The sequence below is a fragment of the Streptomyces sp. A01 genome, assembly GCF_059026195.1.
Map to the genome: position 1 here is coordinate 159,510 of NZ_JBWLKN010000007.1, position 26,053 is coordinate 185,562.

The window sequence follows — 26,053 nt, forward strand, 5'->3', positions numbered from 1 at the left end:
ACGGACATGCCCCGTATGGCACACTGACCAGGTTGCTCGGTTGAGTGCCGATGTTGCGCGCCTCCCGCCGGGGGGACTGGAAGCAAGTCCCGCAGTACTCGTCGCCCCATGCTGTGTGCCGCAAGGCGCAGGGGCGGAAGTACGGGAATCTTCCGGGAAGCGTTAACGGGGCCCCAGCCAGGCGCCCGGTGGGTGACTTTCCCCCACAACCCCTTCCAGGGATTCTCCATGTGGAGATTTACGGGGAGGGGAGCGACACGCCCGACCGCGTGGGTCGGGGGAAAGCCGCGAACCAGCCGGGTCCCAGAGCGTTTCGAGAGACAGGACTACAAAGTAGCCATGGCGGGACAGAAGATCCGCATCCGGCTCAAGGCCTACGACCACGAGGTCATCGACTCATCGGCGAAGAAGATCGTTGAGACGGTGACGCGTACTGGTGCGTCGGTCGCGGGCCCGGTGCCGCTGCCCACTGAGAAGAACGTGTACTGCGTCATCAAGTCGCCGCATAAGTACAAGGATTCTCGCGAGCACTTCGAGATGCGCACGCACAAGCGCCTCATCGACATCCTCGACCCCACGCCGAAGACGGTTGACTCGCTGATGCGCCTCGACCTTCCGGCGGGCGTTGACATCGAGATCAAGCTCTGAGGTGACGCGCGAGATGGCTAAGCAGATCAAGGGCGTCCTGGGCGAGAAGCTCGGTATGACGCAGGTGTGGGACGAGAACAACCGTGTTGTCCCGGTCACCGTCATCAAGGCCGGTCCCTGCGTCGTGACCCAGGTCCGCACCGCAGACTCGGACGGCTACAACGCCGTCCAGATCGCCTTCGGCGAAATCGACCCCCGCAAGGTGAACGAGCCCCTCAAGGGTCACTTCGCCAAGGCGGACGTCACCCCGCGCCGCCACCTGGTGGAGCTGCGTACCGCTGACAGCAGCGAGTACACGCTCGGCCAGGAGGTCACCGCCGAGGTGTTCGATTCCGGTGTCAAGGTCGACGTGACCGGCACCAGCAAGGGCAAGGGCACCGCCGGTGTCATGAAGCGCCATGGCTTCGCCGGCCTCGGCGCCGGACACGGTACCCAGCGCAAGCACCGCTCGCCTGGCGCCATCGGTGGCTGCGCCACCCCGGGCCGCGTGTTCAAGGGCACGCGCATGGCCGGCCGTATGGGCAACGAGCGGGTCACCACCCAGAACCTGACCGTTCATGCCGTTGACGCGGAGAAGGGCCTGCTCCTCATCAAGGGCGCGGTTCCTGGTCCGAACGGCGGCCTCGTCCTGGTCCGTACCGCGGCCAAGGGGGCCTGAGGTAACGATGAGCACCATTGACATCCTTTCGCCGGCAGGTGACAAGGCCGGGACCGTCGAACTCCCCACGGAGATCTTCGACGTGCAGGTCAGCATTCCGCTGATCCACCAGGTCGTAGTCGCCCAGCTGGCCGCTGCCCGACAGGGCACGCACAAGACGAAGACCCGTGGCGAGGTCCGCGGCGGCGGCAGGAAGCCGTACCGCCAGAAGGGCACCGGCCGCGCGCGCCAGGGCTCGACCCGCGCGCCGCAGTTCGCCGGTGGTGGCGTCGTGCACGGTCCCGTGCCGCGTGACTACTCGCAGCGGACCCCGAAGAAGATGAAGGCCGCCGCCCTGCGCGGTGCCCTCTCCGACCGGGCGCGTCACAGCCGCATCCACGTCGTGACCGGCGTGGTCGAGGGCGAGGCCTCCACGAAGGCAGCGAAGACCCTGCTTGGCAAGATCAGCGAGCGGAAGAACCTGCTCCTGGTTGTCGACAGGGCCGACGAGGCCGCGTGGCTGTCCGCCCGCAACCTGCCCCAGGTGCACATCCTGGAGCCGGGCCAGCTGAACACGTACGACGTGCTCGTCTCTGACGACGTGGTCTTCACGCAGGCCGCCTACGAGTCCTTCGTGACCGGTCCGGCCGCGTCTGCCAAGGCTGTCGCCTCCGAGGCCGAGCTCGAAGGGAGCGACGCCTGATGAGTGAGGCAACCGCAGAGGTCATCACCAGCAAGACCTACACGGACCCCCGTGACATCCTGGTCAAGCCGGTGGTTTCCGAGAAGAGCTACGCGTTGCTCGACGAGAACAAGTACACGTTCATCGTCGCGCCTGGCTCCAACAAGACCCAGATCAAGCAGGCCGTCGAGGCGGTCTTCTCGGTCAAGGTCACCGGGGTCAACACGATCAACCGGCAGGGTAAGCGCAAGCGGACCAAGACCGGTTTCGGCAAGCGCAAGGACACCAAGCGCGCCATCGTGACCCTCGCCGAGGGCGACCGTATCGACATCTTCGGCGGCCCGGTCTCCTAACGGGGATCGGATCGTCTAGAAGTCCGGAATCTTCCGAGGACTGAGAAATGGGTATCCGCAAGTACAAGCCGACGACTCCGGGCCGTCGTGGCTCCAGCGTCGCCGACTTTGTCGAGATCACGCGGTCCACGCCGGAGAAGTCGCTGGTCCGCCCTCTGCACAGCAAGGGCGGCCGTAACAACGCCGGTCGTGTGACCGTTCGCCACCAGGGCGGTGGCCACAAGCGCGCCTACCGAGTGATCGACTTCCGTCGTCACGACAAGGACGGCGTGCCGGCCAAGGTCGCGCACATCGAGTACGACCCGAACCGCACCGCTCGCATCGCGCTGCTGCACTACGCAGACGGTGAGAAGCGCTACATCATCGCGCCGGCCAAGCTCCAGCAGGGCGACCGGGTTGAGAACGGCCCCGGGGCCGACATCAAGCCGGGCAACAACCTCCCGCTGCGCCACATCCCGGTCGGTACGGTCATCCACGCCATCGAGCTGCGGCCCGGCGGCGGCGCGAAGTTCGCCCGTTCCGCGGGTGCTTCGGTCCAGCTGCTGGCGAAGGAGGGCGTCATGGCGCACCTCCGTATGCCGTCCGGTGAGATCCGGCTGGTCGACGTCCGCTGCCGCGCCACGGTCGGCGAGGTCGGCAACGCCGAGCAGTCGAACATCAACTGGGGCAAGGCCGGCCGTATGCGCTGGAAGGGCGTTCGCCCGACCGTCCGCGGTGTCGTGATGAACCCCGTTGACCACCCGCACGGTGGTGGTGAAGGCAAGACTTCCGGTGGTCGCCACCCGGTCTCGCCGTGGGGTCAGAAGGAGGGCCGTACGCGCTCGCCGAAGAAGGCCAGCAACAAGTACATCGTCCGCCGCCGCAAGACGAACAAGAAGCGCTAGGAGCGGGTTTAGATGCCGCGCAGTCTCAAGAAGGGGCCCTTCGTCGACGACCACCTGAGCAAGAAGGTGGACGTACAGAACGAGGCAGGCACCAAGAACGTCATCAAGACCTGGTCCCGCCGCTCCATGATCGTCCCGGCCATGCTCGGCCACACGATCGCGGTGCACGACGGCCGCAAGCACGTCCCGGTGTTCGTCACCGAGTCGATGGTCGGCCACAAGCTCGGCGAGTTTGCGCCGACCCGCACCTTCCGCGGCCACGAGAAGGACGACCGCAAGTCGCGGCGTCGTTGATCGGCGGAGTGCGAAGACTATGACTGACACCGAAGGGACAACCATGGAAGCCAGGGCCCAGGCGCGGTACATCCGCGTCACGCCCATGAAGGCCCGCCGCGTGGTGGACCTTATCCGTGGCATGGATGCCACGGAGGCTCAGGCGGTCCTGCGTTTCGCCCCGCAGGCCGCGAGCGTGCCGGTTGGCAAGGTGCTCGACAGCGCCATTGCCAATGCCGCACACAACTACGACCACACCGACGCCGGCAGCCTCGTCATCACTGAGGCTTATGTCGACGAGGGCCCGACTCTGAAGCGGTTCCGTCCGCGAGCCCAGGGCCGCGCCTACCGGATCCGCAAGCGGACCAGCCACATCACCGTGGTCGTCAGCAGCAAGGAAGGAACCCGGTAATGGGCCAGAAGGTTAACCCGCACGGGTTCCGGCTCGGCATCACCACGGACTTCAAGTCCCGTTGGTACGCCGACAAGCTGTACAAGGACTACGTCAAGGAAGACGTCGCGATCCGCAAGATGCTCACGCAGGGCATGGAGCGGGCCGGCATCTCCAAGGTCGAGATCGAGCGCACCCGTGACCGGGTCCGCGTCGACGTCCACACCGCCCGGCCGGGCATCGTCATCGGCCGCCGCGGCGCGGAGGCCGACCGGCTCCGGGGCAACCTGGAGAAGCTCACCGGCAAGCAGATCCAGTTCAACATCCTTGAGGTGAAGAACCCGGAGACGGACGCTCAGCTGGTGGCCCAGGCCGTCGCCGAGCAGCTGTCCTCCCGCGTCTCCTTCCGTCGCGCCATGCGTAAGAGCATGCAGTCGACGATGAAGGCCGGCGCCAAGGGCATCAAGATCCAGTGTGGTGGCCGTCTCGGCGGCGCCGAGATGTCCCGCTCGGAGTTCTACCGCGAGGGCCGTGTGCCGCTGCACACCCTCCGCGCGAACGTCGACTACGGCTTCTTCGAGGCCAAGACGTCCTTCGGCCGCATCGGTGTGAAGGTCTGGATCTACAAGGGCGACGTCAAGAACATCGCCGAGGTCCGTGCCGAGAACGCCGCGGCGCGTGCGGGCAACCGCCCGTCGCGTGGCGGCGGCAACGAGCGCCCGGCCCGCGGTGGCCGTGGTGGCGAGCGTGGCGGCCGTGGCGGCCGCAAGCCGCAGCAGTCGGCTCCGGCCGCCGAAGCCCCCAAGGCTGAGGCGCCCGCCGTCGCTGCTCCGGCGGAGACCACCGGAACGGAGGCCTGACCGACATGCTGATCCCTCGCAGGGTCAAGCACCGCAAGCAGCACCACCCGAAGCGGTCGGGTATGGCCAAGGGCGGCACGGAGCTGGCGTTCGGCGAGTACGGCATTCAGGCCGTCACGCCGGCGTACGTGACGAACCGCCAGATCGAGGCCGCCCGTATCGCGATGACCCGCCACATCAAGCGTGGCGGCAAGGTCTGGATCAACATCTACCCGGACCGGCCGCTCACGAAGAAGCCTGCCGAGACCCGCATGGGTTCCGGTAAGGGTTCGCCGGAGTGGTGGATCGCGAACGTCAAGCCCGGTCGGGTGATGTTCGAGCTGTCCTACCCGAATGAGAAGGTCGCTAAGGAGGCGCTCACCCGCGCCGCCCACAAGCTTCCGATGAAGTGCCGGATCGTGCGGCGCGAGGCAGGTGAGTCGTGATGGCGGCCGGTACCAAGGCGTCCGAGCTGCGTGAGCTGAACGACGAGGAACTCGTCGCGAAGCTGCGTGAGGCCAAGGAAGAGCTGTTCAACCTCCGCTTCCAGGCGGCGACGGGGCAGCTGGAGAACCACGGCCGGCTGAAGTTGGTCCGTAAGGACATCGCCCGGATCTACACCCTGATGCGTGAGCGCGAGCTGGGCATCGAGACGGTGGAGAGCGCCTGATGAGCGAGACGAATGTGACTGAAAAGACGCAGGACCGCGGCTTCCGCAAGACCCGTGAGGGTCTGGTCGTCAGCGACAAGATGGACAAGACCGTCGTCGTCGCCGTTGAGGACCGTGTGAAGCACGCGCTGTACGGCAAGGTCATCCGCCGTACGAACAAGCTCAAGGCGCACGACGAGCAGAACGCCGCGGGTGTCGGCGACCGTGTCCTCCTCATGGAGACCCGGCCGCTGTCCGCGACGAAGCGCTGGCGCGTCGTCGAGATCCTCGAAAAGGCCAAGTAGGCACTTTCCCGTCAGGGAAATGCCGAGATATGCAGCCTGAGGGGGTTCCCCCTCGGGTCAGTTCCGCCAGGCTCGGCAGGGGCTTGAGAGATCAAGCCCCTGCCGGGAACCGGCAGACGATCAGGAGATAGACGTGATCCAGCAGGAGTCGCGACTGCGTGTCGCCGACAACACTGGTGCGAAGGAAATCCTTTGCATCCGTGTTCTCGGTGGTTCCGGTCGCCGCTACGCGGGCATCGGTGACGTCATCGTCGCCACCGTCAAGGACGCGATCCCCGGTGGCAACGTGAAGAAGGGTGACGTCATCAAGGCGGTCATCGTGCGCACCGTCAAGGAGCGCCGTCGCCCCGATGGCTCGTACATCCGCTTCGACGAGAACGCCGCCGTCATTCTGAAGAACGACGGCGACCCCCGCGGCACCCGTATCTTCGGCCCGGTGGGCCGCGAGCTGCGCGAGAAGAAGTTCATGAAGATCGTCTCTCTCGCGCCGGAGGTGCTGTAACCGATGAAGATCAAGAAGGGCGACCTGGTCCAGGTCATCACCGGTAAGGACAAGGGCAAGCAGGGCAAGGTCATTGTGGCCATCCCTACTGAGAACCGTGTTCTCGTCGAGGGTGTCAACCGGGTCAAGAAGCACACCAAGGCCGGCCAGACCGCTCGTGGTTCGAAGACCGGCGGCATTGTGACGACCGAAGCCCCCATCCACGTGAGCAACGTTCAGCTCGTCGTGGAGAAGGACGGCAACAAGGTCGTCACCCGTGTCGGATACCGCTTCGACGACGAGGGCAACAAGATCCGCGTTGCCAAGCGGACCGGTGAGGACATCTGATGACTGCCACCACCAACGCGCCGCGTCTCAAGCAGCGCTACCGCGAAGAAATCGTGGCGAAGCTGCGTGAGGACTTCTCGTACGAGAACATCATGCAGGTTCCCGGCCTCACCAAGATCGTGGTCAACATGGGTGTGGGCGACGCCGCCCGCGACTCCAAGCTGATCGAGGGCGCCATCCGCGACCTCACCACGATCACCGGTCAGAAGCCGGCCGTCACCAAGGCCCGTAAGTCCATCGCGCAGTTCAAGCTGCGTGAGGGCCAGCCGATCGGTGCCCACGTCACCCTCCGTGGTGACCGGATGTGGGAGTTCCTGGACCGCACGCTGTCGCTCGCGCTGCCGCGTATCCGCGACTTCCGTGGTCTGTCCCCGAAGCAGTTCGACGGTCGGGGCAACTACACCTTCGGTCTCACGGAGCAGGTCATGTTCCACGAGATCGACCAGGACAAGATCGACCGGACGCGGGGCATGGACATCACCGTGGTCACCACGGCGTCCAACGACGATGAGGGCCGCGCCCTGCTTCGTCACCTCGGCTTCCCGTTCAAGGAGAACTGACCGTGGCGAAGAAGGCCCTGATTGCCAAGGCCGCCCGCAAGCCCAAGTTCGCTGTGCGTGCGTACAACCGCTGCCAGCGCTGTGGCCGGCCCCACTCCGTGTACCGCAAGTTCGGCCTCTGCCGTGTGTGCCTTCGTGAGATGGCCCACCGCGGCGAGCTGCCGGGCGTGACCAAGAGCTCCTGGTAAATCCCGCCCACCGCCCGGCCAGGGCCCCCCTCACGGGTGCTCTGCGGGCGACTGGACAAGGACTACCTGGACTCTCGGTAAGCATCTGGTCGGCGGGAGCCCTGCTTTTCTTCCCGTAGGGTAGAAGGGTTGGGCGCCCGCCGCCCAAGACCGTCTTACTACGCCGAAGGTCCCCGCGCCGCACCCGTCCCGACATCGATCGGGGAGAGGGATGGCGCAGATAGGAAACCCCGGCGAGAGAGGCCGAAGGCCAATTCATGACCATGACTGATCCCATCGCAGACATGCTGACGCGTCTGCGTAACGCGAACTCGGCGTACCACGACTCCGTCGTGATGCCGCACAGCAAGATCAAGTCGCACATCGCGGAGATCCTCCAGCAGGAGGGTTACATCACCGGCTGGAAGGTCGAGGATGCCGAGGTCGGCAAGAGCCTCATCCTTGAGCTGAAGTTCGGCCCGAACCGTGAGCGTTCGATCGCCGGCATCAAGCGCATCTCCAAGCCGGGCCTTCGGGTCTACGCAAAGTCCACCAACCTGCCGAAGGTGCTCGGCGGCCTGGGCGTGGCGATCATCTCCACGTCCCACGGGCTGCTCACCGGCCAGCAGGCCAGCAAGAAGGGCGTGGGTGGGGAAGTCCTCGCCTACGTCTGGTAATCGGGAACGGAGGAATAGCCAATGTCGCGTATTGGACGGCTGCCCATCCAGGTTCCCGCTGGTGTGGACGTCACCATCGATGGCCGCACGGTCGCGGTGAAGGGTCCCAAGGGCTCCCTTAGCCACACCATTGCTGCGCCCATCGAGATCGCTAAGGGCGAGGACGGCGTACTGAGCGTCACGCGCCCCAACGACGAGCGTCAGAACAAGGCCCTGCACGGCCTGTCCCGGACGCTGGTGGCGAACATGATCACCGGCGTGACCGCGGGCTACAGCAAGGCTCTTGAAATCAGTGGTGTCGGTTACCGCGTCCAGGCGAAGGGCTCCAACCTGGAGTTCTCGCTGGGCTACAGCCACCCCATCCTGATCGAGGCCCCCGAGGGCATCACCTTCAAGGTCGAGTCCCCGACCAAGCTGAGTGTCGAGGGAATCGACAAGCAGAAGGTCGGCGAGGTCGCCGCCAACATTCGCAAGCTTCGCAAGCCTGACCCTTACAAGGCCAAGGGCGTGAAGTACGCGGGTGAGGTCATCCGCCGCAAGGTCGGAAAGGCTGGTAAGTAAGCCATGGCATACGGTGTGAAGATCGCCAAGGGCAACGCTCGCAAGAGTGCCGCCCTCAAGCGTCGCCACATCCGCGTTCGTAAGCGGATTTCGGGCACCCCCGAGCGCCCCCGTCTGGTGGTCACGCGTTCCAACCGCCACATGGTGGCTCAGGTCATCGACGACATCGCTGGGCACACGCTCGCGTCGGCGTCGACCCTGGACGCGTCGATCCGCAGCGCGGACGGCGACAAGAGCGCCCAGGCCAAGGACGTCGGTGCCCTTGTGGCCGAGCGTGCCAAGGCTGCCGGCGTCGAGGCCGTCGTGTTCGACCGCGGTGGCAACCAGTACGCCGGGCGCATCGCCGCTCTGGCGGACGCCGCCCGCGAAGCCGGGCTGAAGTTCTAAGCCCCGGTTCCGGAGCTAGCGGACGTAACAGAGAGAGGTAATTCCAATGGCTGGACCCCAGCGCCGCGGTGGCGGCGCCGGTGGCGGCGAGCGGCGGGACCGGAAGGGCCGGGACGGCGGCGCAGCTGCCGAGAAGACCGCGTACGTTGAGCGCGTTGTCGCGATCAACCGCGTCGCCAAGGTCGTGAAGGGTGGTCGTCGCTTCAGCTTCACCGCGCTGGTCGTGGTAGGAGACGGTGACGGCACCGTGGGTGTCGGATACGGGAAGGCGAAGGAGGTTCCGGCCGCCATCGCCAAGGGCGTTGAAGAGGCCAAGAAGAACTTCTTCAAGGTTCCCCGGATTCAGGGCACCATCCCGCACCCGATCCAGGGTGAAGAGGCCGCGGGTGTCGTGCTGCTCAAGCCGGCTTCGCCTGGTACCGGTGTGATCGCCGGTGGCCCGGTGCGCGCCGTGCTGGAGTGCGCGGGCATTCACGACGTGCTCAGCAAGTCGCTCGGCTCGTCGAACCCGATCAACATCGTGCACGCCACGCGTGCGGCTCTCCAGGGGCTTCAGCGTCCCGAGGAGATCGCCGCCCGTCGTGGCCTGCCGCTGGAAGATGTCGCCCCCGCCGCTCTGCTGCGGGCGCGTGCCGGGGTGGGTGCGTAATGGCTCGCCTCAAGGTCACGCAGACGAAGTCGTACATCGGTAGCAAGCAGAACCACCGCGACACCCTGCGTTCGCTCGGGCTCAAGGGCCTGAACACCGTGGTTGTCAAGGAGGACCGTCCTGAGTTCCGCGGCATGGTGCAGACCGTCCGCCACCTCGTGACGGTTGAGGAGGTCGACTGACATGGCGGAGCAGAAGCCGCTGAAGGTCCACAACCTCCGGCCCGCCCCGGGCGCCAAGACCGCCAAGACCCGTGTGGGTCGTGGTGAGGCGTCCAAGGGTAAGACCGCTGGTCGTGGTACCAAGGGCACGAAGGCCCGTTACCAGGTTCCGGAGCGCTTCGAGGGCGGGCAGATGCCCCTCCACATGCGTCTCCCGAAGCTCAAGGGCTTCAAGAACCCCGCGCACAAGCAGTTCCAGGTCGTGAACCTGGAGAAGCTGGCCACGCTCTTCCCGCAGGGTGGAGAGGTCACGGTGGCCGAACTGGTCGCCAAGGGCGCGGTGCGTAAGAACGAGCTCGTCAAGGTGCTCGGCGCCGGCGAGATCTCCGTGGCGCTGCAGGTGACGGTTGACGCCGTCTCCAGCTCCGCCAAGGAGAAGATCGCCGCCGCCGGTGGCACCGTCACCGAGCTGCTCTGAGCTGATGACAACCGGCCGGGGATGTCCCTCACAGGGGGCATCCCCGGTTGGTCGTTCCTAGGGGGGCCCAGTCGCCGGTAAGGTGGCGTGCGCTGTTACCCTCCGCGTGGCCTGTGTCCGCGCGGGTTTTGACTGATTTGTATTCGTCGATCCTCAAGACCGTCACCTCTCGCGCCTGCCGCGGGGGGCGCAGGAGGCACCGTGCTCACCGCGTTCGCCCGAGCGTTCAAGACGCCCGACCTGCGCAAGAAACTGCTCTTTACGTTGGCCGTCATCGTCCTTTTCCGGATCGGGGCGCACATCCCGGTACCGGGCATCGACTATAAGAACGTCCAGACGTGCATGGACCAGGCTGAGGCCCAGCAGGGTCTGTTCGGCCTGGTGAACATGTTCAGCGGTGGCGCACTGCTGCAGATCACCATTTTCGCGCTGGGGATCATGCCGTACATCACGGCGAGCATCATCCTCCAGCTGCTGACCGTGGTGATCCCCCGACTGGAAGCCCTCAAGAAAGAGGGCCAGTCCGGGCAGGGCAAGATCACCCAATACACCCGTTACCTGACGGTGGCACTCGCCATCCTTCAGGGCACCGGTCTGGTGGCGACCGCGCGCAGCGGCTCGCTGTTCCAGAACTGCTCCGTCGGCCAGGACATCGTCCCCAACCAGTCGATCTTCACGACCGTGACCATGGTCATCACGATGACCGCCGGCACCGCCCTGGTGATGTGGCTCGGTGAGCTCGTGACCGACCGCGGCATCGGCAACGGCATGTCGATCCTGATGTTCGTCTCCATCGCCGCCGGGTTCCCGAGCGGTCTGTGGGCGATCAAGCAGCAGGGCAAGATCATGGGTGGCTGGCTGGAGTTCGGCATGGTCATCGTGTGCGGTCTTGCGATGGTCGCGCTGGTGGTCTTCGTCGAGCAGGCGCAGCGGCGCATTCCGGTGCAGTACGCGAAGCGCATGATCGGCCGCCGTTCCTACGGCGGAACCTCGACCTACATCCCGCTGAAGGTGAACCAGGCGGGTGTGATCCCCGTCATCTTCGCCTCCTCACTCCTCTACATCCCGGCACTGGTCGCTCAGTTCAGCGGCTCGAAGTCCGGGTGGGCGCAGTGGATTGAGCAGAACTTCGTGACCGGTGACCACCCCGTTTACATCGTCACGTACTTCCTGCTGATCGTCTTCTTCGCCTTCTTCTACGTCGCGATCTCCTTCAACCCCGAGGAAGTCGCCGACAACATGAAGAAGTATGGTGGCTTCATCCCGGGAATCCGGGCTGGTCGTCCCACTGCGGAGTACTTGAGCTACGTGTTGAACCGCATCACGTGGCCCGGCTCGCTGTATCTGGGCCTGATCGCTCTGGTGCCAACGGTGGCGCTGGTGACGCTCAATGCCAATCAGAACTTCCCGTTTGGTGGGACCAGCATCCTCATCATCGTGGGTGTCGGTCTCGAAACGGTGAAACAGATCGAGAGCCAGCTTCAGCAGCGACACTACGAAGGGTTCCTCCGCTGATGCGAATCGTCCTCGTCGGGCCTCCCGGGGCGGGCAAGGGTACGCAGGCCGCGTACCTCGCCAAGAACTTGTCGATCCCGCACATCTCGACGGGCGACCTCTTCCGCGCGAACATCAGTCAGGGCACACCGCTCGGTCAGAAGGCCCAGGAGTACATGAAGGCCGGTCAGCTGGTGCCGGACGAGGTCACCGTGGGCATGGCCAAGGACCGGATGGCGCAGCCCGACGCCGAGGGCGGCTTCCTGCTCGACGGCTTCCCGCGCAACCTCAACCAGGCCGAGGTGCTCGACGAGCAGCTGAAGGCCGACGGCCTGCGGCTGGACGCGGTGCTCGACCTGGAGGTCCCCGAGGGCGAGGTCGTCAAGCGGATCGCCGGGCGACGCACCTGCCGTACGGATTCGAGCCACACCTTCCATGTGCAGTACAGCCCCCCGAAGAGGGAGGGCGTCTGCGACATCTGCGGCGGTGAGCTGTACCAGCGCGAGGACGACAGTGAAGAAACGGTCCGCAAGCGCCTTGAGGTCTACCACAGCGAGACCGAGCCGATCATCGACTTCTACAAGGCGCAGGGCCTGGTAGTGACGATCTCCGCGCTCGGCAAGGTGGCCGAGGTCACCCAGCGCGCGATGGACGCACTGCCGCAGAAGGCGGCGTAGCGCCTGCCGCGAGGCGACGGGACGGACGGAAACAGCGATATGGCCGCGGTGCTCCTCAGGGGCATCGCGGCCGTACTGTTGTGGGGCATCCATGAGGCACTCGCGAACGCGGCCGCGAGCGCGCCCACGAGCGCATTCATGCAGCACCCTTGAATGCGTCATGAGTAGGTCATGAATACGTCGATGAACGCGTCGATGACGGAAAGCCGATGACAGAGAGCGGAAGGCGGCCCATGCTGGAGATCAAGACCCCGGAGCAGATCGCGAAGATGCGCGAGGCGGGGCTGGTCGTCGCCGCGATCCACGCGGCGACCCGCGAGGCGGCTGTTCCCGGTGCCACGACGAAGGATCTGGACGAGGTCGCCCGCAAGGTGATCGCCGACCACGGGGCGAAGTCGAACTTCCTCGGCTACGGCGGCTTCCCCGCGACGATCTGCACATCGGTGAACGAGATCGTCGTGCACGGCATCCCGGATGAGGAGACCGTCCTCAAGGACGGCGACATCATCTCGATCGACGCCGGTGCCATCATCGAGGGCTGGCACGGTGACGCCGCGTACACGGCCTTCGTCGGCGAGGGCCACGCGCCGGAGCTGCACGAGCTGAGCCGGGTCACCGAGGAGTCGATGTGGGCCGGGATCGCCGCGGTCCGCAAGGGCAACCGCCTGGTGGACATCTCCAAGGCGATCGAGGGGTACATCCGGCGGCAGCCGCGGCCCGCCTCCGGTAAGTACGGGATCATCGAGGACTACGGCGGGCACGGCATCGGCAGCGAGATGCACATGGACCCGCATCTGCTGAACTACGTCTCCCGTAAGCGCGGCAAGGGCCCGAAGCTGGTGCCCGGTTTCTGTATCGCGATCGAGCCCATGGTGAGCCTCGGCACGGCGAAGACGCACGTGCTGGCGGACGACTGGACCGTCAAGACGGACGACGGGACCTGGTCGAGCCACTGGGAGCACTCCGTCGCGCTGACGGAGGACGGCCCGCTGGTGCTGACCGCCGTCGACGGCGGCAAGGCCAAGCTGGCGGAGTACGGCGTGGAGACGGCCCCCGATCCGCTGGCCGGCCGCTGAGGGCCATTCGGGTCCAATGGCTTAACGATCTCCACGCCCGGGCATGAGACCTGGATTCGTCTTTCCGGTTGGCCTAACGTAGACTGATGCGTCGGCTCTCGTATACGCGCACGTCCGCATGTCCGCGGATGACGAATGCGAGAGTTGATCAAGGTAGCCGATTCGAAGGGCGAAGCGTGGCCAAGAAGCAAGGTGCCATCGAAATCGAGGGCACCGTGATCGAGTCCCTGCCTAACGCAATGTTTAAGGTGGAGCTCCAGAACGGTCACCAGGTCCTCGCGCACATCAGCGGCAAGATGCGGATGCACTACATCCGCATCCTCCCGGATGACAGGGTCGTCGTGGAGCTTTCTCCGTACGACCTGACGCGTGGCCGGATCGTCTACCGCTACAAGTAGATCTTGCCGATACCCCGCTCCCGTGGGGTGCAGGCACTGACCCGGAGAACCTGACATCCCATGAAGGTCAAGCCGAGCGTCAAGAAGATCTGCGACAAGTGCAAGGTGATCCGCCGTCACGGCCGGGTCATGGTCATCTGCGACAACCTGCGCCACAAGCAGCGCCAGGGCTGACGCACGCCGACCTGCACCTCGCAGTTCTTCGCGCGACGCAAGCGAACATGTACATACGCAGTGCTCGTCCAGCCACGGCTGGCGACACCTCCGGCGGGGGCCGGGGACCCGGAATCGTCTCTGTGCGACAGCAGGACGGCAGTCCGGGAACAGCACTGCGGAAGACCCCCGAACCTCAACTGGAGCCATTGAATGGCACGCGTTTCAGGTGTTGACATCCCGCGCGAAAAGCGCGTGGAGGTTGCCCTCACCTACGTCTTCGGCATTGGCCGCACCCTGGCGAAGGAAACCCTCGCCTCTGTTGGTGTCGACCCGAACACCCGCGTTCGTGACCTTCCCGAAGAGGACCTGGTCAAGATCCGCGAGTACGTGGACGCCAACCTCAAGACCGAGGGTGACCTCCGTCGTGAGGTGCAGGCCGACATTCGCCGCAAGGTCGAGATCGGCTGCTACCAGGGCCTGCGGCACCGCCGTGGCCTGCCGGTCCACGGTCAGCGCACCAGCACGAACGCTCGTACCCGCAAGGGCCCGCGTCGCGCGATCGCCGGTAAGAAGAAGCCGGGCAAGAAGTAGTCCTCAGCCGGACGCACTGCGGTCTTCCTGGGGGGCGACCCCCAGACTCCCGCAGAACCCAGCGGTCTTCGCTGTAGGACCGATCACCTCCACTCCACGGGAGTAAAGACATGCCTCCTAAGGGCCGTCAGGGTGCAGCCAAGAAGGTGCGCCGCAAGGAAAAGAAGAACGTCGCTCATGGGCACGCCCACATCAAGAGCACGTTCAACAACACCATCGTCTCGATCACGGACCCCACGGGCAACGTGATCTCCTGGGCCTCCGCCGGCCACGTCGGCTTCAAGGGCTCGCGCAAGTCCACCCCGTTCGCCGCGCAGATGGCCGCCGAGTCGGCCGCGCGCCGCGCGCAGGAGCACGGCATGCGCAAGGTCGACGTCTTCGTCAAGGGTCCCGGCTCCGGCCGTGAGACCGCGATCCGCTCCCTCCAGGCCACCGGCCTTGAGGTGGGTTCGATCCAGGACGTCACCCCCACCCCGCACAACGGCTGCCGCCCCCCGAAGCGGCGTCGCGTCTGACGCGTCGGCGCTTCGCCGCCGACGCGCCGATGCCGGTCTCGTACCGGTACCGGAGTGAGAGCGGCTGATCGTCGGACTCTGCCCGACGTCACTCGACACTGTTGATGTGACGCGGCGCAGGCAGAAGTCAGCGGTCTCGGGCGGTACGCCTCTTTTGAGGCGTGCCGCCCGTACCCTTGCAGTATCCGTCGGCATCAAATAGTGGGTGCCGAAGACTGGAGGCAACACCTCATGCTGATCGCTCAGCGTCCCTCGTTGACCGAAGAGGTCGTCGACGAATACCGCTCCCGGTTCGTGATCGAGCCGCTGGAGCCGGGCTTCGGCTACACCCTCGGTAACTCCCTGCGGCGCACGCTCCTCTCCTCGATCCCCGGCGCGGCGGTCACGTCGATCCGGATCGACGGTGTCCTGCACGAGTTCACCACCGTGCCGGGCGTCAAAGAGGACGTCACCGACCTCATCCTGAACATCAAGCAGCTCGTCGTCTCCTCGGAGCACGACGAGCCCGTCGTGATGTACCTGCGCAAGCAGGGCCCGGGCCTGGTCACCGCCGCCGACATCGCGCCCCCGGCCGGTGTCGAGGTGCACAACCCCGACCTGGTCCTCGCCACCCTGAACGGCAAGGGCAAGCTGGAGATGGAGCTGACCGTCGAGCGCGGTCGCGGCTACGTCTCCGCCGTACAGAACAAGCAGGTCGGCCAGGAGATCGGCCGTATCCCGGTCGACTCGATCTACTCGCCGGTGCTCAAGGTCACGTACAAGGTCGAGGCGACCCGTGTCGAGCAGCGCACCGACTTCGACAAGCTGATCGTCGACGTCGAGACCAAGCAGGCCATGCGCCCGCGTGACGCCATGGCGTCCGCTGGTAAGACCCTGGTCGAGCTGTTCGGTCTGGCCCGCGAGCTCAACGTCGACGCCGAGGGCATCGACATGGGCCCGTCGCCGACGGACGCGGCGCTGGCCGCTGATCTCGCCCTGCCGATCGAGGAGCTTGAGCTCACCGTTCGGTCGTACAACTGCCTCAAGCGTGAGGGCATCCACTCGGTGGGCGAGCTCGTGGCCCGCTCCGAGGCGGACCTGCTCGACATCCGCAACTTCGGCGCCAAGTCGATCGACGAGGTCAAGGCGAAGCTGGCCGGCATGGGCCTGGCCCTCAAGGACAGCCCGCCCGGATTCGACCCGACGGCCGCCGCTGACGCGTTCGGCGCGGACGACGACGCGGACGCCGGTTTCGTGGAGACCGAGCAGTACTGATCACCTCCGGCGGGGGCGCCTGGTTTTGACGGGCGCCCCATGCCGGGGTGAGGCTTTGTCCTGAGCGCCGGACGGGCATTTTTGTCCTCAAGCGCCGGACGGGCTTGGTTTGCCGGACCGAGCTGAGTTTGCTGGGCTTGGTCGGCGGTTTCACTGGAATACTTCCGAGGCGTGAGCCCCGGGTCCCGGCGGGCGATCGCCCGTCCGGGCACTGACATCGGTACCTGATACGGCCGGTGCAGATCACAAGGAGATACACCATGCCGAAGCCCGCAAAGGGCGCCCGTCTGGGCGGCAGCGCAGCGCACGAGCGGCTCCTGCTGGCGAACCTCGCCACGGCGCTGTTCGAGCACGGCCGGATCACCACGACCGAGGCCAAGGCCCGCCGCCTGCGTCCGGTCGCGGAGCGCCTGGTCACCAAGGCGAAGAAGGGCGACCTTCACAACCGCCGCCTGGTGCTCCAGACCATCCGGAACAAGAGCGTCGTGCACACCCTCTTCACGGAGATCGGGCCGCGCTACGAGAACCGGCAGGGTGGCTACACCCGCATCACGAAGATCGGCAACCGTCGTGGCGACAACGCCCCGATGGCGGTCATCGAGCTGGTCGAGGCGCTGACCGTGCAGCAGAACGCGGTGGGCGAGGCCGAGGCCGCCACCAAGCGTTCCGCCAAGGACGCCGCAGGCGACCAGGCCGTCGCGGACCTCAAGAAGGGCGAGGCCACTGAGGCCCCGGCCGAGGCCGCTGACGAGTCCGAGGCCAAGGACGCCTGATCCTCCTTCCCGTCGCTGGCGGGATGAGTATCAACGGCTGTACGGACGGGCCCGCTCCAGATTCTTCTGGGGCGGGCCCGTTCGGCATGGGAGAGGAACATTTTTTCGTGAGCGACGAGGCAGCGCCGGGGCACGTGCGGGTCCGGCTGGATCTGAGCTATGACGGCAAGGACTTCTCGGGCTGGGCGAAGCAGCGCGCGCGGCGCACCGTCCAGGGTGAGCTGGAGACCGCGCTCCAGACCGTGACCCGGTCGTCCCAGTCGTACGAGCTGACGGTGGCGGGCCGTACCGACGCCGGGGTGCACGCGCGCGGGCAGGTCGCGCATGTGGACCTGCCGGAGGAGGTCTGGGCCGAGCACGCCGACAAGCTGCTGCGGCGGCTGGCCGGGCGGCTGCCGCACGACGTGCGGGTGTGGCGGCTGGAGCAGGCGCCGCCCGGGTTCAACGCCCGGTTCTCGGCGATCTGGCGCCGGTACGCGTACCGCGTCGGCGACCACAGGGGCGGCGTCGATCCGCTGCTTCGCGGGCACGTGCTCTGGCACGACTGGCCACTGGACATCGACCGGATGAACCAGGCGGCCGAGCGGCTGCTCGGCGAGCACGACTTCGCCGCCTACTGCAAGCGGCGGGAGGGTGCGACGACCATCCGCACCCTGCTTGACCTGCGCTGGGAGCGCGACGCGGCGGGGATCGCGGTGGCGACCGTACGGGCCGACGCGTTCTGCCACAACATGGTGCGGGCGCTGGTCGGCGGGCTCCTGCTGGTCGGCGACGGACACCGGCCGGTGGACTTCCCCGGTGAGGTGCTGGCCGGTGGCGTACGGAATTCCGCTGTGAACGTCATCCGGCCGCACGGCCTGACCCTGGAGGAGGTCGGCTACCCGGCGGACGAGCTGCTCGCCGCGCGCAATCGGGAGGCGCGGAACAGGCGGTCGCTGCCCGGGGCCGGAGTGGCCGCCGGGGGCGGGTGCTGCTGACGGTTTCCGTTGGCGGGTTTCTGTTCTGTTGACGGGTCTCTGTTGGCGGGTTTCTGGTTGATGGATTTCTGTTGATGGGTTTCCGGCTGCCGTCCTTTGTCGTCCTTGGCCGTGGGTGGTGGCCGTGGGTGGTGATCATGTGTGGCGGCTGGTGCCTTCCGGCAGCGCCGGGCAGGTCAGGGCCAGGTTGTTCGCCTTGGTGATGTACGGGCGGACGCCGTTGACCGGCGGGTACAGGTCGGTCTTGTCCCGGTCGAGGATGTCGCCCACGATCCGGCCGACGCGCACGAGGCCGGGGCTGTCGGGGCCGGGTTCCATCGTGAGATCCCAGACCGGGGCGGGGCCCGGCTGCCTGTTGTGGGCGGCGAGCACCCGCTCGTACGGGATGGTGAACCGGAACCTGGTCGTGTCGACGGCGGTCACCGGCGTGCTGAACGCCTGCCCGGCGTCGGTGCGCGGGGTGGCGATGACCGTGGGGGCGCTCGCCGGGCTGAGGACAGCGCCGTAGAGGGTGCCGGAGACGCTGACGCCGTCCTCGCCGGGGCTGAGGGTGTGCGCCTCGGCGTGTGCCGGGCGCTGCCAGGCGCGGAGCGCCAGATAGCCGTCGACGGTGGTGTACGGGACCCACCAGGAGAACGGGGAGCAGGACGGCGGCTCAGCGGTGAGCAGGCCGCGCCCCTCGGCGTAGCGGCACGCTACGCGGCGGCGCGCGCCGTCACCGGCGCGTACGACGTGCAGGTCCCAGCGGCCCTCTGTGAGGGCCAGGTCCTGGTGGTCCAGGACCGCGGTCCAAGGGGCGCCCGGTGGGTTCTGGGCGGTCGGGGTGGTCGGGGTGGTTGGAGTGGCTGGGGTAGTGGGGGTGGTTGGGGTGGTTGGTGGGTTCGCTGGGTTCTGTGTGTTCGGGGTGTTCGATGTTGCTCGTGCGTGCGACGCGATGCCAGTGGCTGGTGCGTGCGGCGTCTCAGTGGCTGGTGCAGGTGGTGTGGTGGATGCCTGTAGGGGCACGCTGAGGCGGTCGCCCTGCTGGCGGCGGGTGAGGGTCAGCGTCAGGCCCTGGCCGGAGAGGCCCGGACCGTCGAAGAGGAGGACGAGGTTGCCCTTCTCGTCTACGCGGCAGGAAGCGGTTGGGGCCAGGGGTTTCCGGATGAGGTTCTTGACGGTTGCCTTGAGGACCGAGGTGAGCGGGGGCTTCACTGTCCGGCGGCGGAGGGCCGCCGCGCGCTTGCGCCGGGGGACGGGGAGCGCGCTGCCGCGTGCCGCGCGGAGTTCGGCGAACAGTTCGTCGTACGCGGCCGCCACCTGCCGCGGGCAGAACCGCTTGGCCGACTCTCGCGCGGCCTCGCCCATGGAGCGGCGCCACGTGTCGTTCTCGATGAGGCTCAGCAGTCCCTGGGCGATGGCGTCCGCGTCGCCGACCGGGACCAGGAGGCCGTCGCTGCCGTCCGTGATGATCTCGCCGGGGCCGTGCGGGCAGTCGGTCGCGACCACGGGCACGCCGCAGTGCATCGCCTCGACGATCGTCATGCCGAACGACTCCTCGCGTGAGGTGACGGCGGCGATCGAGCCCTTGGCCCACTCGGTCTCGATGGGGGAGTGGGGACCCATGATCGTGATGTGTTCGGCCAGGCCGAGCTGGTCGATCTGGCGGCGGAGGGGAGCGTGCTGCGGGCCGCGCCCGTACAGGCGCAGTTTCCAGTCGGGGTGCCTGGCCGCGACCGTGGCCCAGGCGGTGACCAGCAGGTCGTACCGCTTGACCGGGATGAGCCGACCGGCGGCCACGACCAGCTTGGCGGCCCCGTCGGAAGGCTCGACGTCGGTGGCGGGCACGCCGTTGGGGAGCGAGGTCAGCCGGGTCGCGATGCCGGGGAGGTTCGCTCGGTGCGTCGCCGCGTCCGCCTTGGAGACGCTGGTGTGGGCGTCGAGGTGCGCGATCGCGGCGTCGCACGCGGCGCGCAGGGCCGGTTTGTGGGTGCCGTAGAGGCGGTGCTCCTGGCCGATGCGCAGATAGCGGTCGTGGCGCCCGAACTCGGCGAGGTAGATCAGCAGGCCGGGGCGGGTCGCGATCACGATGTCGGCGTCGGTGCCGTCGAGGTAGGCGGCCATGCGCGCGTCGGTGAGCGCGTTGAAGTTCGTGGTGCCGTTCGCCTCGGCCGCCGGGATGTGCGCGGTGCGCTCGCCGAGGAGGGGGTTATCCACGTCGGTGGCTCTGGCCTTCGGGCGCAGTTCGATCAGCGGCACGATGTCAACGCCGCTGGGTGGGGGGAGCTGGGGGATGGCGTGGGTGCGCATGAGGGACACGATCTCCACGTCGTGGCGTTCGGCGAGGGCACCGGCAACGTTGAAAGTGGAACGGATGGTGCCGCCGATGCCGTAGACGTTGTGCAGCAGGAACGAGATCTTCATGGCGGTGTACGCCCGGCGTGCTCTGGGTGCGCCGGAGCGGAGTCTCCCCTCTGTGCTGGCCTTGGCTGTCCCCTAAGACGAGTCGGCGCGCTGGAAGTTGCCCATGTCTTCGCCAATATGGAATGGCGCACAAACGTGATGTATCGCACAACCTTCTGTCAGTGAGGGTGGTCCGCGCGGGCGGACACGCGGAGGCGCTGCCGCGTTTACTCGGTGACCAGCCAAAAACATGCTTTGGGGTGGTGGGGGCGGGAGTTGGGTGACGTTGGGGGTGGGTGACATCGGTGGTGGGGTGGGGTGGGGTGGGGTGGGGTGGGGTGCGTTGTGTTGGCTGTGGTGTGTTGGGTTGCCGGTGGTCGCGGTGGGTGCGGTGCGGCGGTGCGGTGTGTTCGGTGCGGTGGGTTTGCGGGGCAACCCTCTCGGCGATACCGGATCGTCACGGAAAACACTGGTCTACGGCGCCGGGCGGGCTGTTGGATGACTCGGAATATCGAGCGGCAGCCGTCGAGGGGCGAGAACGTGAAGAATTCCGTGTCGAGGGTGCTGGTCGCCGTTTCCATGGCCGGCGTGCTGGGGCTGACCGCCGCGTGCGGCAGCGATGACTCCGACGACAAGAAGCCGTCCAAGGGCGGCAGCTCCTCCGCGGGGGGTGAGGGCAAGGGCGGCAGCGGTGAAGGCGCTGTGCTCACCGAGGCGCAGCTGAAAAAGGCGGCTCTGGTCAAGGGCGACGTCAAGGGCTTCGTGTTCCAGCAGATGTCGGCCAAGGACGCGGCGGGTGGCGGGGCGCCGAAGGCGGACGAGGCGAAGTGTCAGCCGCTGGCGGCGATGCTCGGCTCGACGCCGGTGCCCAAGCCGTCGGCGTCGACGTACGGGACGTTCACGGAGGGTGACGGCAAGGACCTGGGGAGCCTGGGTCTGCTGGGCATGATCCGGCTGTCCTCGTACACGGGGAACGACGCGGAGACCTTCGTCGAGGAGCTGCGGGAGTCGACCGGGGCGTGCTCGGGCGGCTTCGCGATGAAGACCGGTGACGGGAAGAAGCAGAGCTTCAGCAAGGTGGAGGTCGTCGAGGGCGGGAAGCTGGGCGACGAGACGCTGGCGTACCGGGCGGTGGACGCGGCGAAGGGGGAGCCGAGCCTGTTCACGGTGGTGCGCAGCGGTAAGAACGTCACCGTTGTCTTCGCGGGGAACATGATGGACCCGAAGAAGGTCTCGATGCCGAAGGCTGTGGTTGAGGCGCAGGTGGCGAAGGTGGAGAAGGCGGCGGGCTGAGCTTGCGGTGCGCTTGCGGTGCGTTGTGGGGCGGGGGCCGGGGCCTCCAGGGCTTGGGGGTCCTGGACCGTATATTTACGGCGCCCTCGGCCCACAGCGAGAGGTGGGCCTCTCATCGGCGCCACAAATACACGTAAGCGTCCAGAACCCCCGCCCTTCCGGCCCCGTCCCCCTCGCGTCCGTCGGCGCCTGACCGTTTGATCCCCGTGGCGTCCCCGTCGCTGTCCCTGGGGTGTGCCCGTCGGTGTGTGTCCGCCTTGTGTCTGTGGGCGGCTGATCGTTTGATCCCCGTGGTGTGCCCGTGGTTGTTCCTGGGGCGTGCCCGTCGGTGTGCGTGGTGGCTCGCGTGTGGTCAGTTGTTGGTTGCTGCTGCTGAGGCTTGGGCGTTGGCGCGGGCCATGATGCGGCGGAAGGCGTGTTCGGCCAGGTCGCGGCCTGTCTGGTGGGCCTTGGTTTCCTTCGTGGTGACGGGCTTGCCGTTGGTGTAGCCCGCGATCGTGAAGTAGCCGTAGCGGCCGACGGCGTTGCTGGTGGAGTGGCAGTCGGTTCTGCGGCAGAAGGTGCCTACGCCGTCGCCCGAGACCGAGGCGATGTTGGGCTTGGCCTGGTTCTTCGCTGTGGCGGCGGCGGCCTTCGTGTCGAAGACGGCGATGCCGACGGTGACGGCTACGCCGTCCTTGGTGTACGTCGCGCGGATCACCTGGCGGCAGCCGTTGGAGGTGAGGACGCCGCTGAGGACGCCCTGGGCCGCTGAGGCGCAGTTCTTGGTCGAGGAGGTGGCTGCCTTCTTGTACGTACGGCCTTCGACCAGGGCCTTGTCGCCGGGGAAGAGGGTGCCCGCGGTGAGGGGCGCGGTGTCCCGCTTCTTGCTGGAGATGATCTCCAGAGGGCTGGGTGGCGCGGGCGGGTCGAAGTCGGAGAACGTCGGCTCGGGCGTCATCGACTCGCTCGGCAGCTTCTCGGGGGTGGGCAGCTGTGAGGCGTTGTTGTTGTCGGAGTTCTTGTTGTCGCCGCTGGTCGCTATGGCTGTCGCGACGACCGCCGCGACCGCGGCGGCCGCCAGTCCGCCGCCGAAGAGCAGCCACTTGCGGCGGCGGCCGCGTGCGGCGGTGTCGTCGGCCAGTGCCGCCCAGTCGGGTGTCGGCGGTCCCCCGGGCCCGTATGGCCCCCCTTGCCCAAAGCTCATGCCGCGCATCTTATGGGGCCGGTGGTCGGTGGCTGCGGGGTGCTGGGTAAACCGGTTGGTCGTGGGCGGTGGGGCCGGGACAATCGCTGTCTATGGGACATGTCGAGGCGGCGCATCTGGAGTACTACCTCCCGGACGGCCGGGTGCTGCTCGGTGACGTGTCGTTCCGGGTGGGTGAGGGCGCGGTGGCCGCGCTGGTCGGGGCGAACGGGGCGGGGAAGACGACCCTGCTGCGGCTGATCGCGCAGGAGTTGCAGCCGCATGGCGGGAGTGTGACGGTCGGCGGCGGGCTGGGGGTGATGCCGCAGTTCGTGGGGTCCGTCCGTGATGAGCGGACCGTGCGGGACCTGCTGGTTTCGGTGGCGCAGCCCCGGGTGCGGGAGGCGGCGAAGGCGGTGGATACCGCGGAGCACGCGGTGATGACCGTCGACGACGAGGCCGCGCAGATGGCGTACGCGCAGGCGCTGAGCGACTGGGCCGAGGCGCAGGGGTATGAGGCCGAGACGCTGTGGGACATGTGCACCATGGCGGCGCTGGGCATGCCGTATGAGCGGGCGCAGTGGCGTGAGGTGCGGACGCTGAGCGGGGGCGAGCAGAAGCGGCTGGTGCTTGAGGCGCTGCTGCGCGGGCCTGACGAGGTGCTGCTCCTCGATGAGCCGGACAACTATCTGGACGTGCCCGGCAAGCGGTGGCTTGAGGACCAGCTGCGGGAGACCAAGAAGACGGTGCTGTTCGTCAGCCATGACCGGGAGCTGCTGGCCAGGTCGGCGGAGAAGATCGTCAGCGTGGAGCCGAGCCCGGCGGGCAGTGACGTGTGGGTGCACGGCGGTGGCTTCGGGACGTATCACGAGGCGCGTAAGGAGCGGTTCGCGCGCTTTGAGGAGCTGCGGCGGCGGTGGGACGAGGAGCACGCCAAGCTGCGGCGGCTGGTGATCATGTTCAAGCAGAAGGCGGCGTACAACTCGGATATGGCCTCCCGGCTCCAGGCCGCACAGACGCGGCTGCGGAAGTTCGAGGAGGCGGGGCCGCCGCAGGAGCCGCCGCGTGAGCAGGACATCCGGATGCGGCTGCGGGGCGGGCGGACCGGAATCCGGGCGGTGACGTGCGCGGGTCTGGAGCTGACCGGGCTGATGTGCCCGTTCGACCTTGAGGTGTTCTTCGGGGAGCGGGTGGCCGTGCTCGGGTCGAACGGGTCGGGGAAGTCGCACTTCCTGCGCCTGCTCGCCGGGGGTGACGTGGCGCATGAGGGGAGCTGGAAGCTCGGCGCGCGGGTGGTCCCCGGGCACTTCGCGCAGACCCACGCCCATCCCGAGCTGGTGGGGCGCACGCTCGTGGACATCCTGTGGACCGAGCACGCCAAGGACCGGGGCGGGGCGATGAGCGTGCTGCGCCGGTATGAACTGGAGCGCCAGGGGGACCAGCGCTTCGACAGGCTCTCCGGAGGGCAGCAAGCCCGGATGCAGATCCTGCTGCTTGAGCTGGCGGGCGCGACGGCGCTGCTGCTGGACGAGCCGACGGACAACCTGGATCTTGAGAGCGCTGAGGCGTTGCAGGAGGGGCTTGAGGCGTACGAGGGGACGGTGCTCGCTGTCACGCACGACCGCTGGTTCGCCCGGTCCTTTGACCGGTTCCTGGTGTTCGGCGCGGATGGTGTGGTGCGGGAGGCGCCGGAGCCCGTGTGGGACGAGGGTCGCGTGGCCCGCGCCCGCTGAGCGTGGTGGTGCTGTGCTGTGGGTGGGGCTGGTGTGGTGAGTGGGGGAGCGGTGCCGCTGGTGGGGTGACGCGGTCGTACGGGGGTTCGGGAGCCGTTTTGACCCGGATGGGGGCGGGCCGGTATTCTGCGAGTTCGTTATGCGTATTGGCTTGGTCGTTCTCACGCGAGGGGCCCTTACGCCGGTCCACCGGGCCGATGACCAGCGGCAGGCACTCGGGTTGCGTCCCCGTAGCGCCGCCAAGGCTGTCGTGATCGACCGGGTGGCCTTGTCAGGACCCTTCCCCTAAGCCCGAGGGGCTTGGGGACACCCCAACACTGAAGAAGCGAAGGCTACGACCGTGCGTACGTACAGCCCCAAGCCCGGCGATGTCCAGCGCCAGTGGCACGTCATTGACGCGCAGGACGTCGTCCTGGGCCGTCTGGCCGCGACGGCCGCGTCCCTCCTGAGGGGCAAGCACAAGCCCGTCTACGCCCCTCACGTTGACACTGGTGACTTCGTCATCATCATCAACGCCGACAAGATCCACCTGTCCGGCAACAAGCGGACCCAGAAGATGGCCTACCGCCACTCCGGGTTCCCGGGTGGCCTGCGGTCCGTCCGTTACGACGAGCTGCTGGACAAGAACCCCGAGAAGGCCGTTGAGAAGGCCATCAAGGGCATGATCCCCAAGAACACCCTCGGCCGTCAGATGCTCTCGAAGCTGAAGATCTACGCGGGGTCCGAGCACCCGCACGCTGCTCAGCAGCCGGTCCCGTTCGAGATCACCCAGGTCGCGCAGTAGTTCCGGCCACCCCCTAAGACGAAAAGAAATCTGAGGAGCATCGTGGCCGAGACCACCGCAGAGACCCCCGTCGAGACCCCGGCTGACGCCCCGGTCGAGACCCCCGCTGTCGACGAGGTCGTCGAGACCGGGACCGTCGACGAGGTCAACGACGCCGAGGTTCCCGAGGAGTACACGAGCGAGTCGCTCGCGTCCCGCTTCGGTGACCCGCAGCCCGCCGCCGGCCTGGGTCGTCGCAAGAACGCCATCGCCCGCGTCCGGATCGTTCCGGGCACCGGCAAGTGGAAGATCAACGGTCGCACCCTTGAGGGCTACTTCCCCAACAAGGTGCACCAGCAGGAAGTCAACGAGCCCTTCAAGGTGCTTGAGCTCGACGACCGCTACGACGTTGTCGCCCGCATCAGCGGCGGCGGCATCTCCGGTCAGGCCGGTGCGCTGCGCCTTGGCGTCGCCCGTGCGCTGAACGAGGCCGACGAGGACAACAACCGCGGCGCCCTGAAGAAGGCCGGATTCCTCAAGCGTGACGACCGTGCGGTCGAGCGTAAGAAGGCCGGTCTGAAGAAGGCCCGTAAGGCCCCGCAGTACAGCAAGCGCTAATCACCGCGCTTTTGCGCTGCTTCGACGCCCCGGCGGCACCAATCGTGCCGCCGGGGCG

General features: G+C 67.1%; 37 protein-coding genes. 35 read left to right on the forward strand and 2 right to left on the reverse strand.

Annotation, left to right across the window (positions count from 1 at the left end; translation table 11 throughout):
• The first annotated feature begins 339 nt into the window (after positions 1–339).
• The 31 genes from rpsJ (at position 340) to truA (ending at position 18,041) form a co-directional block, all read left to right on the forward strand.
• The gene (gene rpsJ / locus AC5P1B_RS11750) at positions 340–648 is read left to right on the forward strand and encodes a 30S ribosomal protein S10 (protein ID WP_003948644.1); all 309 of its coding nucleotides are present in this window, start codon (positions 340–342) and stop codon (positions 646–648) included.
• 13 nt (positions 649–661) lie between these two features.
• Positions 662–1,306 (forward strand): 50S ribosomal protein L3, encoded by a 645-nt coding sequence (gene rplC / locus AC5P1B_RS11755; protein WP_493886793.1) that lies wholly within the window; start codon positions 662–664, stop codon positions 1,304–1,306.
• A gap of 7 nt (positions 1,307–1,313) precedes the next feature.
• A complete protein-coding gene (rplD, locus tag AC5P1B_RS11760) occupies positions 1,314–1,988 on the forward strand; it encodes a 50S ribosomal protein L4 (RefSeq protein WP_493886795.1) in 675 nt (224 codons plus the stop codon).
• Complete coding sequence (gene rplW / locus AC5P1B_RS11765; protein ID WP_493886798.1) at positions 1,988–2,320, forward strand: 50S ribosomal protein L23; 333 nt, start codon at positions 1,988–1,990, stop codon at positions 2,318–2,320. Before rplD ends, rplW begins: the two co-directional genes overlap by 1 nt.
• Before the next feature lie 47 nt (positions 2,321–2,367).
• Positions 2,368–3,204 carry a 50S ribosomal protein L2 gene (gene rplB / locus AC5P1B_RS11770; RefSeq protein ID WP_493886801.1) on the forward strand — a complete coding sequence of 279 codons (837 nt, stop codon included), beginning with the start codon at positions 2,368–2,370 and terminating at the stop codon, positions 3,202–3,204.
• A gap of 12 nt (positions 3,205–3,216) precedes the next feature.
• Positions 3,217–3,498: a 30S ribosomal protein S19 gene (rpsS, locus tag AC5P1B_RS11775; RefSeq protein WP_014054167.1), complete on the forward strand. Its 282-nt coding sequence runs from the start codon at positions 3,217–3,219 to the stop codon at positions 3,496–3,498.
• A gap of 43 nt (positions 3,499–3,541) precedes the next feature.
• Entirely contained in the window at positions 3,542–3,889 is a 348-nt protein-coding gene (rplV, locus tag AC5P1B_RS11780) for a 50S ribosomal protein L22 (RefSeq protein WP_052859704.1), read from the forward strand.
• Complete coding sequence (rpsC, locus tag AC5P1B_RS11785) at positions 3,889–4,728, forward strand: 30S ribosomal protein S3 (RefSeq protein WP_493886805.1); 840 nt, start codon at positions 3,889–3,891, stop codon at positions 4,726–4,728. The genes rplV and rpsC overlap by 1 nt, the downstream gene beginning before the upstream one ends.
• A gap of 5 nt (positions 4,729–4,733) precedes the next feature.
• Entirely contained in the window at positions 4,734–5,153 is a 420-nt protein-coding gene (gene rplP / locus AC5P1B_RS11790; protein WP_176163506.1) for a 50S ribosomal protein L16, read from the forward strand.
• Entirely contained in the window at positions 5,153–5,377 is a 225-nt protein-coding gene (gene rpmC / locus AC5P1B_RS11795) for a 50S ribosomal protein L29 (RefSeq protein ID WP_493886806.1), read from the forward strand. Before rplP ends, rpmC begins: the two co-directional genes overlap by 1 nt.
• Positions 5,377–5,661 (forward strand): 30S ribosomal protein S17, encoded by a 285-nt coding sequence (gene rpsQ / locus AC5P1B_RS11800; protein WP_493886809.1) that lies wholly within the window; start codon positions 5,377–5,379, stop codon positions 5,659–5,661. The genes rpmC and rpsQ overlap by 1 nt, the downstream gene beginning before the upstream one ends.
• A gap of 133 nt (positions 5,662–5,794) precedes the next feature.
• Positions 5,795–6,163 carry a 50S ribosomal protein L14 gene (gene rplN, locus AC5P1B_RS11805; RefSeq protein ID WP_176163508.1) on the forward strand — a complete coding sequence of 123 codons (369 nt, stop codon included), beginning with the start codon at positions 5,795–5,797 and terminating at the stop codon, positions 6,161–6,163.
• A gap of 3 nt (positions 6,164–6,166) precedes the next feature.
• Positions 6,167–6,490, forward strand: coding sequence for a 50S ribosomal protein L24 (gene rplX / locus AC5P1B_RS11810; RefSeq protein ID WP_493886813.1), 324 nt, complete (start codon positions 6,167–6,169; stop codon positions 6,488–6,490).
• Complete coding sequence (gene rplE / locus AC5P1B_RS11815; protein WP_493886815.1) at positions 6,490–7,050, forward strand: 50S ribosomal protein L5; 561 nt, start codon at positions 6,490–6,492, stop codon at positions 7,048–7,050. Before rplX ends, rplE begins: the two co-directional genes overlap by 1 nt.
• A 2-nt stretch (positions 7,051–7,052) precedes the next feature.
• Positions 7,053–7,238, forward strand: a complete 186-nt coding sequence (locus AC5P1B_RS11820; RefSeq protein WP_030890724.1) for a type Z 30S ribosomal protein S14 — start codon at positions 7,053–7,055, stop codon at positions 7,236–7,238.
• Between the two features lie 257 nt (positions 7,239–7,495).
• The gene (gene rpsH, locus AC5P1B_RS11825) at positions 7,496–7,894 is read left to right on the forward strand and encodes a 30S ribosomal protein S8 (protein WP_493886817.1); all 399 of its coding nucleotides are present in this window, start codon (positions 7,496–7,498) and stop codon (positions 7,892–7,894) included.
• Between the two features lie 21 nt (positions 7,895–7,915).
• On the forward strand, positions 7,916–8,455 hold the full coding sequence (rplF, locus tag AC5P1B_RS11830; RefSeq protein WP_493886819.1) for a 50S ribosomal protein L6: 540 nt from the start codon (positions 7,916–7,918) through the stop codon (positions 8,453–8,455).
• Positions 8,456–8,458: 3 nt separating this feature from the next.
• On the forward strand, positions 8,459–8,842 hold the full coding sequence (rplR, locus tag AC5P1B_RS11835) for a 50S ribosomal protein L18 (RefSeq protein WP_493886821.1): 384 nt from the start codon (positions 8,459–8,461) through the stop codon (positions 8,840–8,842).
• 46 nt (positions 8,843–8,888) lie between these two features.
• Positions 8,889–9,491: a 30S ribosomal protein S5 gene (rpsE, locus tag AC5P1B_RS11840; protein WP_176163514.1), complete on the forward strand. Its 603-nt coding sequence runs from the start codon at positions 8,889–8,891 to the stop codon at positions 9,489–9,491.
• On the forward strand, positions 9,491–9,673 hold the full coding sequence (gene rpmD / locus AC5P1B_RS11845; protein WP_493886824.1) for a 50S ribosomal protein L30: 183 nt from the start codon (positions 9,491–9,493) through the stop codon (positions 9,671–9,673). The genes rpsE and rpmD overlap by 1 nt, the downstream gene beginning before the upstream one ends.
• Before the next feature lies 1 nt (position 9,674).
• Complete coding sequence (gene rplO / locus AC5P1B_RS11850; RefSeq protein ID WP_493886827.1) at positions 9,675–10,130, forward strand: 50S ribosomal protein L15; 456 nt, start codon at positions 9,675–9,677, stop codon at positions 10,128–10,130.
• Between the two features lie 201 nt (positions 10,131–10,331).
• Entirely contained in the window at positions 10,332–11,645 is a 1,314-nt protein-coding gene (secY, locus tag AC5P1B_RS11855) for a preprotein translocase subunit SecY (RefSeq protein ID WP_493886829.1), read from the forward strand.
• Positions 11,645–12,301 (forward strand): adenylate kinase, encoded by a 657-nt coding sequence (locus AC5P1B_RS11860; RefSeq protein ID WP_493886830.1) that lies wholly within the window; start codon positions 11,645–11,647, stop codon positions 12,299–12,301. The genes secY and AC5P1B_RS11860 overlap by 1 nt, the downstream gene beginning before the upstream one ends.
• 233 nt (positions 12,302–12,534) lie before the next feature.
• Positions 12,535–13,377, forward strand: coding sequence for a type I methionyl aminopeptidase (gene map, locus AC5P1B_RS11865; RefSeq protein WP_493887011.1), 843 nt, complete (start codon positions 12,535–12,537; stop codon positions 13,375–13,377).
• A 176-nt stretch (positions 13,378–13,553) separates the two neighbouring features.
• Positions 13,554–13,775: a translation initiation factor IF-1 gene (gene infA, locus AC5P1B_RS11870; RefSeq protein ID WP_030262853.1), complete on the forward strand. Its 222-nt coding sequence runs from the start codon at positions 13,554–13,556 to the stop codon at positions 13,773–13,775.
• 60 nt (positions 13,776–13,835) lie between these two features.
• Complete coding sequence (rpmJ, locus tag AC5P1B_RS11875) at positions 13,836–13,949, forward strand: 50S ribosomal protein L36 (protein WP_003956441.1); 114 nt, start codon at positions 13,836–13,838, stop codon at positions 13,947–13,949.
• 192 nt (positions 13,950–14,141) lie between these two features.
• Positions 14,142–14,522 carry a 30S ribosomal protein S13 gene (gene rpsM, locus AC5P1B_RS11880; protein ID WP_493886831.1) on the forward strand — a complete coding sequence of 127 codons (381 nt, stop codon included), beginning with the start codon at positions 14,142–14,144 and terminating at the stop codon, positions 14,520–14,522.
• A 110-nt stretch (positions 14,523–14,632) separates the two neighbouring features.
• Complete coding sequence (gene rpsK / locus AC5P1B_RS11885; RefSeq protein ID WP_003948617.1) at positions 14,633–15,037, forward strand: 30S ribosomal protein S11; 405 nt, start codon at positions 14,633–14,635, stop codon at positions 15,035–15,037.
• 231 nt (positions 15,038–15,268) lie between these two features.
• Positions 15,269–16,291, forward strand: a complete 1,023-nt coding sequence (locus AC5P1B_RS11890) for a DNA-directed RNA polymerase subunit alpha (protein ID WP_144380962.1) — start codon at positions 15,269–15,271, stop codon at positions 16,289–16,291.
• Between the two features lie 260 nt (positions 16,292–16,551).
• Positions 16,552–17,064 (forward strand): 50S ribosomal protein L17, encoded by a 513-nt coding sequence (gene rplQ / locus AC5P1B_RS11895; RefSeq protein ID WP_493886833.1) that lies wholly within the window; start codon positions 16,552–16,554, stop codon positions 17,062–17,064.
• A 107-nt stretch (positions 17,065–17,171) separates the two neighbouring features.
• Entirely contained in the window at positions 17,172–18,041 is an 870-nt protein-coding gene (gene truA, locus AC5P1B_RS11900; protein ID WP_493886834.1) for a tRNA pseudouridine(38-40) synthase TruA, read from the forward strand.
• Positions 18,042–18,176: 135 nt separating this feature from the next.
• Here the strand turns inward: truA and AC5P1B_RS11905 are convergent, their stop codons facing one another.
• Entirely contained in the window at positions 18,177–20,444 is a 2,268-nt protein-coding gene (locus tag AC5P1B_RS11905; RefSeq protein WP_493886835.1) for a glycosyltransferase, read from the reverse strand.
• A gap of 519 nt (positions 20,445–20,963) precedes the next feature.
• Between AC5P1B_RS11905 and AC5P1B_RS11910 the strand changes: the two genes are divergently transcribed.
• Entirely contained in the window at positions 20,964–21,716 is a 753-nt protein-coding gene (locus tag AC5P1B_RS11910; RefSeq protein ID WP_493886836.1) for a hypothetical protein, read from the forward strand.
• A 352-nt stretch (positions 21,717–22,068) separates the two neighbouring features.
• Here AC5P1B_RS11910 and AC5P1B_RS11915 read toward each other — a convergent pair whose 3' ends face one another.
• Positions 22,069–22,902, reverse strand: coding sequence for a hypothetical protein (locus AC5P1B_RS11915; protein ID WP_493886838.1), 834 nt, complete (start codon positions 22,900–22,902; stop codon positions 22,069–22,071).
• Between the two features lie 92 nt (positions 22,903–22,994).
• Here AC5P1B_RS11915 and AC5P1B_RS11920 point away from each other — a divergent pair, with 92 nt between their 5' ends.
• The 3 genes from AC5P1B_RS11920 to rpsI all read left to right on the forward strand — a co-directional run bounded on the left by AC5P1B_RS11920 (position 22,995) and on the right by rpsI (position 25,995).
• Positions 22,995–24,614 carry an ABC-F family ATP-binding cassette domain-containing protein gene (locus AC5P1B_RS11920; protein ID WP_493886839.1) on the forward strand — a complete coding sequence of 540 codons (1,620 nt, stop codon included), beginning with the start codon at positions 22,995–22,997 and terminating at the stop codon, positions 24,612–24,614.
• A 340-nt stretch (positions 24,615–24,954) separates the two neighbouring features.
• Positions 24,955–25,398 (forward strand): 50S ribosomal protein L13, encoded by a 444-nt coding sequence (rplM, locus tag AC5P1B_RS11925; protein WP_493886841.1) that lies wholly within the window; start codon positions 24,955–24,957, stop codon positions 25,396–25,398.
• Between the two features lie 42 nt (positions 25,399–25,440).
• The gene (gene rpsI / locus AC5P1B_RS11930; protein WP_493886842.1) at positions 25,441–25,995 is read left to right on the forward strand and encodes a 30S ribosomal protein S9; all 555 of its coding nucleotides are present in this window, start codon (positions 25,441–25,443) and stop codon (positions 25,993–25,995) included.
• The last annotated feature ends 58 nt before the right edge of the window (positions 25,996–26,053 follow it).

Coding starts and splice junctions, on each gene's coding strand:
- rplO (WP_493886827.1), top strand. CDS start 9,675: ATGGCGGAGCAGAAGCCGCTGAAGGTCCACAACCTCCGGCCCGCCCCG.
- rpsS (WP_014054167.1), top strand. CDS start 3,217: ATGCCGCGCAGTCTCAAGAAGGGGCCCTTCGTCGACGACCACCTGAGC.
- rplP (WP_176163506.1), top strand. CDS start 4,734: ATGCTGATCCCTCGCAGGGTCAAGCACCGCAAGCAGCACCACCCGAAG.
- rplR (WP_493886821.1), top strand. CDS start 8,459: ATGGCATACGGTGTGAAGATCGCCAAGGGCAACGCTCGCAAGAGTGCC.
- rplQ (WP_493886833.1), top strand. CDS start 16,552: ATGCCGAAGCCCGCAAAGGGCGCCCGTCTGGGCGGCAGCGCAGCGCAC.
- rplC (WP_493886793.1), top strand. CDS start 662: ATGGCTAAGCAGATCAAGGGCGTCCTGGGCGAGAAGCTCGGTATGACG.
- AC5P1B_RS11860 (WP_493886830.1), top strand. CDS start 11,645: ATGCGAATCGTCCTCGTCGGGCCTCCCGGGGCGGGCAAGGGTACGCAG.
- rpsK (WP_003948617.1), top strand. CDS start 14,633: ATGCCTCCTAAGGGCCGTCAGGGTGCAGCCAAGAAGGTGCGCCGCAAG.
- rplE (WP_493886815.1), top strand. CDS start 6,490: ATGACTGCCACCACCAACGCGCCGCGTCTCAAGCAGCGCTACCGCGAA.
- rpsE (WP_176163514.1), top strand. CDS start 8,889: ATGGCTGGACCCCAGCGCCGCGGTGGCGGCGCCGGTGGCGGCGAGCGG.
- rplX (WP_493886813.1), top strand. CDS start 6,167: ATGAAGATCAAGAAGGGCGACCTGGTCCAGGTCATCACCGGTAAGGAC.
- rpsC (WP_493886805.1), top strand. CDS start 3,889: ATGGGCCAGAAGGTTAACCCGCACGGGTTCCGGCTCGGCATCACCACG.
- rpmD (WP_493886824.1), top strand. CDS start 9,491: ATGGCTCGCCTCAAGGTCACGCAGACGAAGTCGTACATCGGTAGCAAG.
- rpsQ (WP_493886809.1), top strand. CDS start 5,377: ATGAGCGAGACGAATGTGACTGAAAAGACGCAGGACCGCGGCTTCCGC.
- AC5P1B_RS11920 (WP_493886839.1), top strand. CDS start 22,995: ATGGGACATGTCGAGGCGGCGCATCTGGAGTACTACCTCCCGGACGGC.
- rplV (WP_052859704.1), top strand. CDS start 3,542: ATGGAAGCCAGGGCCCAGGCGCGGTACATCCGCGTCACGCCCATGAAG.
- rpsM (WP_493886831.1), top strand. CDS start 14,142: ATGGCACGCGTTTCAGGTGTTGACATCCCGCGCGAAAAGCGCGTGGAG.
- AC5P1B_RS11905 (WP_493886835.1), bottom strand. CDS start 20,444: ATGAAGATCTCGTTCCTGCTGCACAACGTCTACGGCATCGGCGGCACC.
- rpsH (WP_493886817.1), top strand. CDS start 7,496: ATGACCATGACTGATCCCATCGCAGACATGCTGACGCGTCTGCGTAAC.
- map (WP_493887011.1), top strand. CDS start 12,535: ATGCTGGAGATCAAGACCCCGGAGCAGATCGCGAAGATGCGCGAGGCG.
- rpmJ (WP_003956441.1), top strand. CDS start 13,836: ATGAAGGTCAAGCCGAGCGTCAAGAAGATCTGCGACAAGTGCAAGGTG.
- rplF (WP_493886819.1), top strand. CDS start 7,916: ATGTCGCGTATTGGACGGCTGCCCATCCAGGTTCCCGCTGGTGTGGAC.
- rpsJ (WP_003948644.1), top strand. CDS start 340: ATGGCGGGACAGAAGATCCGCATCCGGCTCAAGGCCTACGACCACGAG.
- AC5P1B_RS11915 (WP_493886838.1), bottom strand. CDS start 22,902: ATGAGCTTTGGGCAAGGGGGGCCATACGGGCCCGGGGGACCGCCGACA.
- rplD (WP_493886795.1), top strand. CDS start 1,314: ATGAGCACCATTGACATCCTTTCGCCGGCAGGTGACAAGGCCGGGACC.
- rpmC (WP_493886806.1), top strand. CDS start 5,153: ATGGCGGCCGGTACCAAGGCGTCCGAGCTGCGTGAGCTGAACGACGAG.
- AC5P1B_RS11890 (WP_144380962.1), top strand. CDS start 15,269: ATGCTGATCGCTCAGCGTCCCTCGTTGACCGAAGAGGTCGTCGACGAA.
- rplB (WP_493886801.1), top strand. CDS start 2,368: ATGGGTATCCGCAAGTACAAGCCGACGACTCCGGGCCGTCGTGGCTCC.
- rplW (WP_493886798.1), top strand. CDS start 1,988: ATGAGTGAGGCAACCGCAGAGGTCATCACCAGCAAGACCTACACGGAC.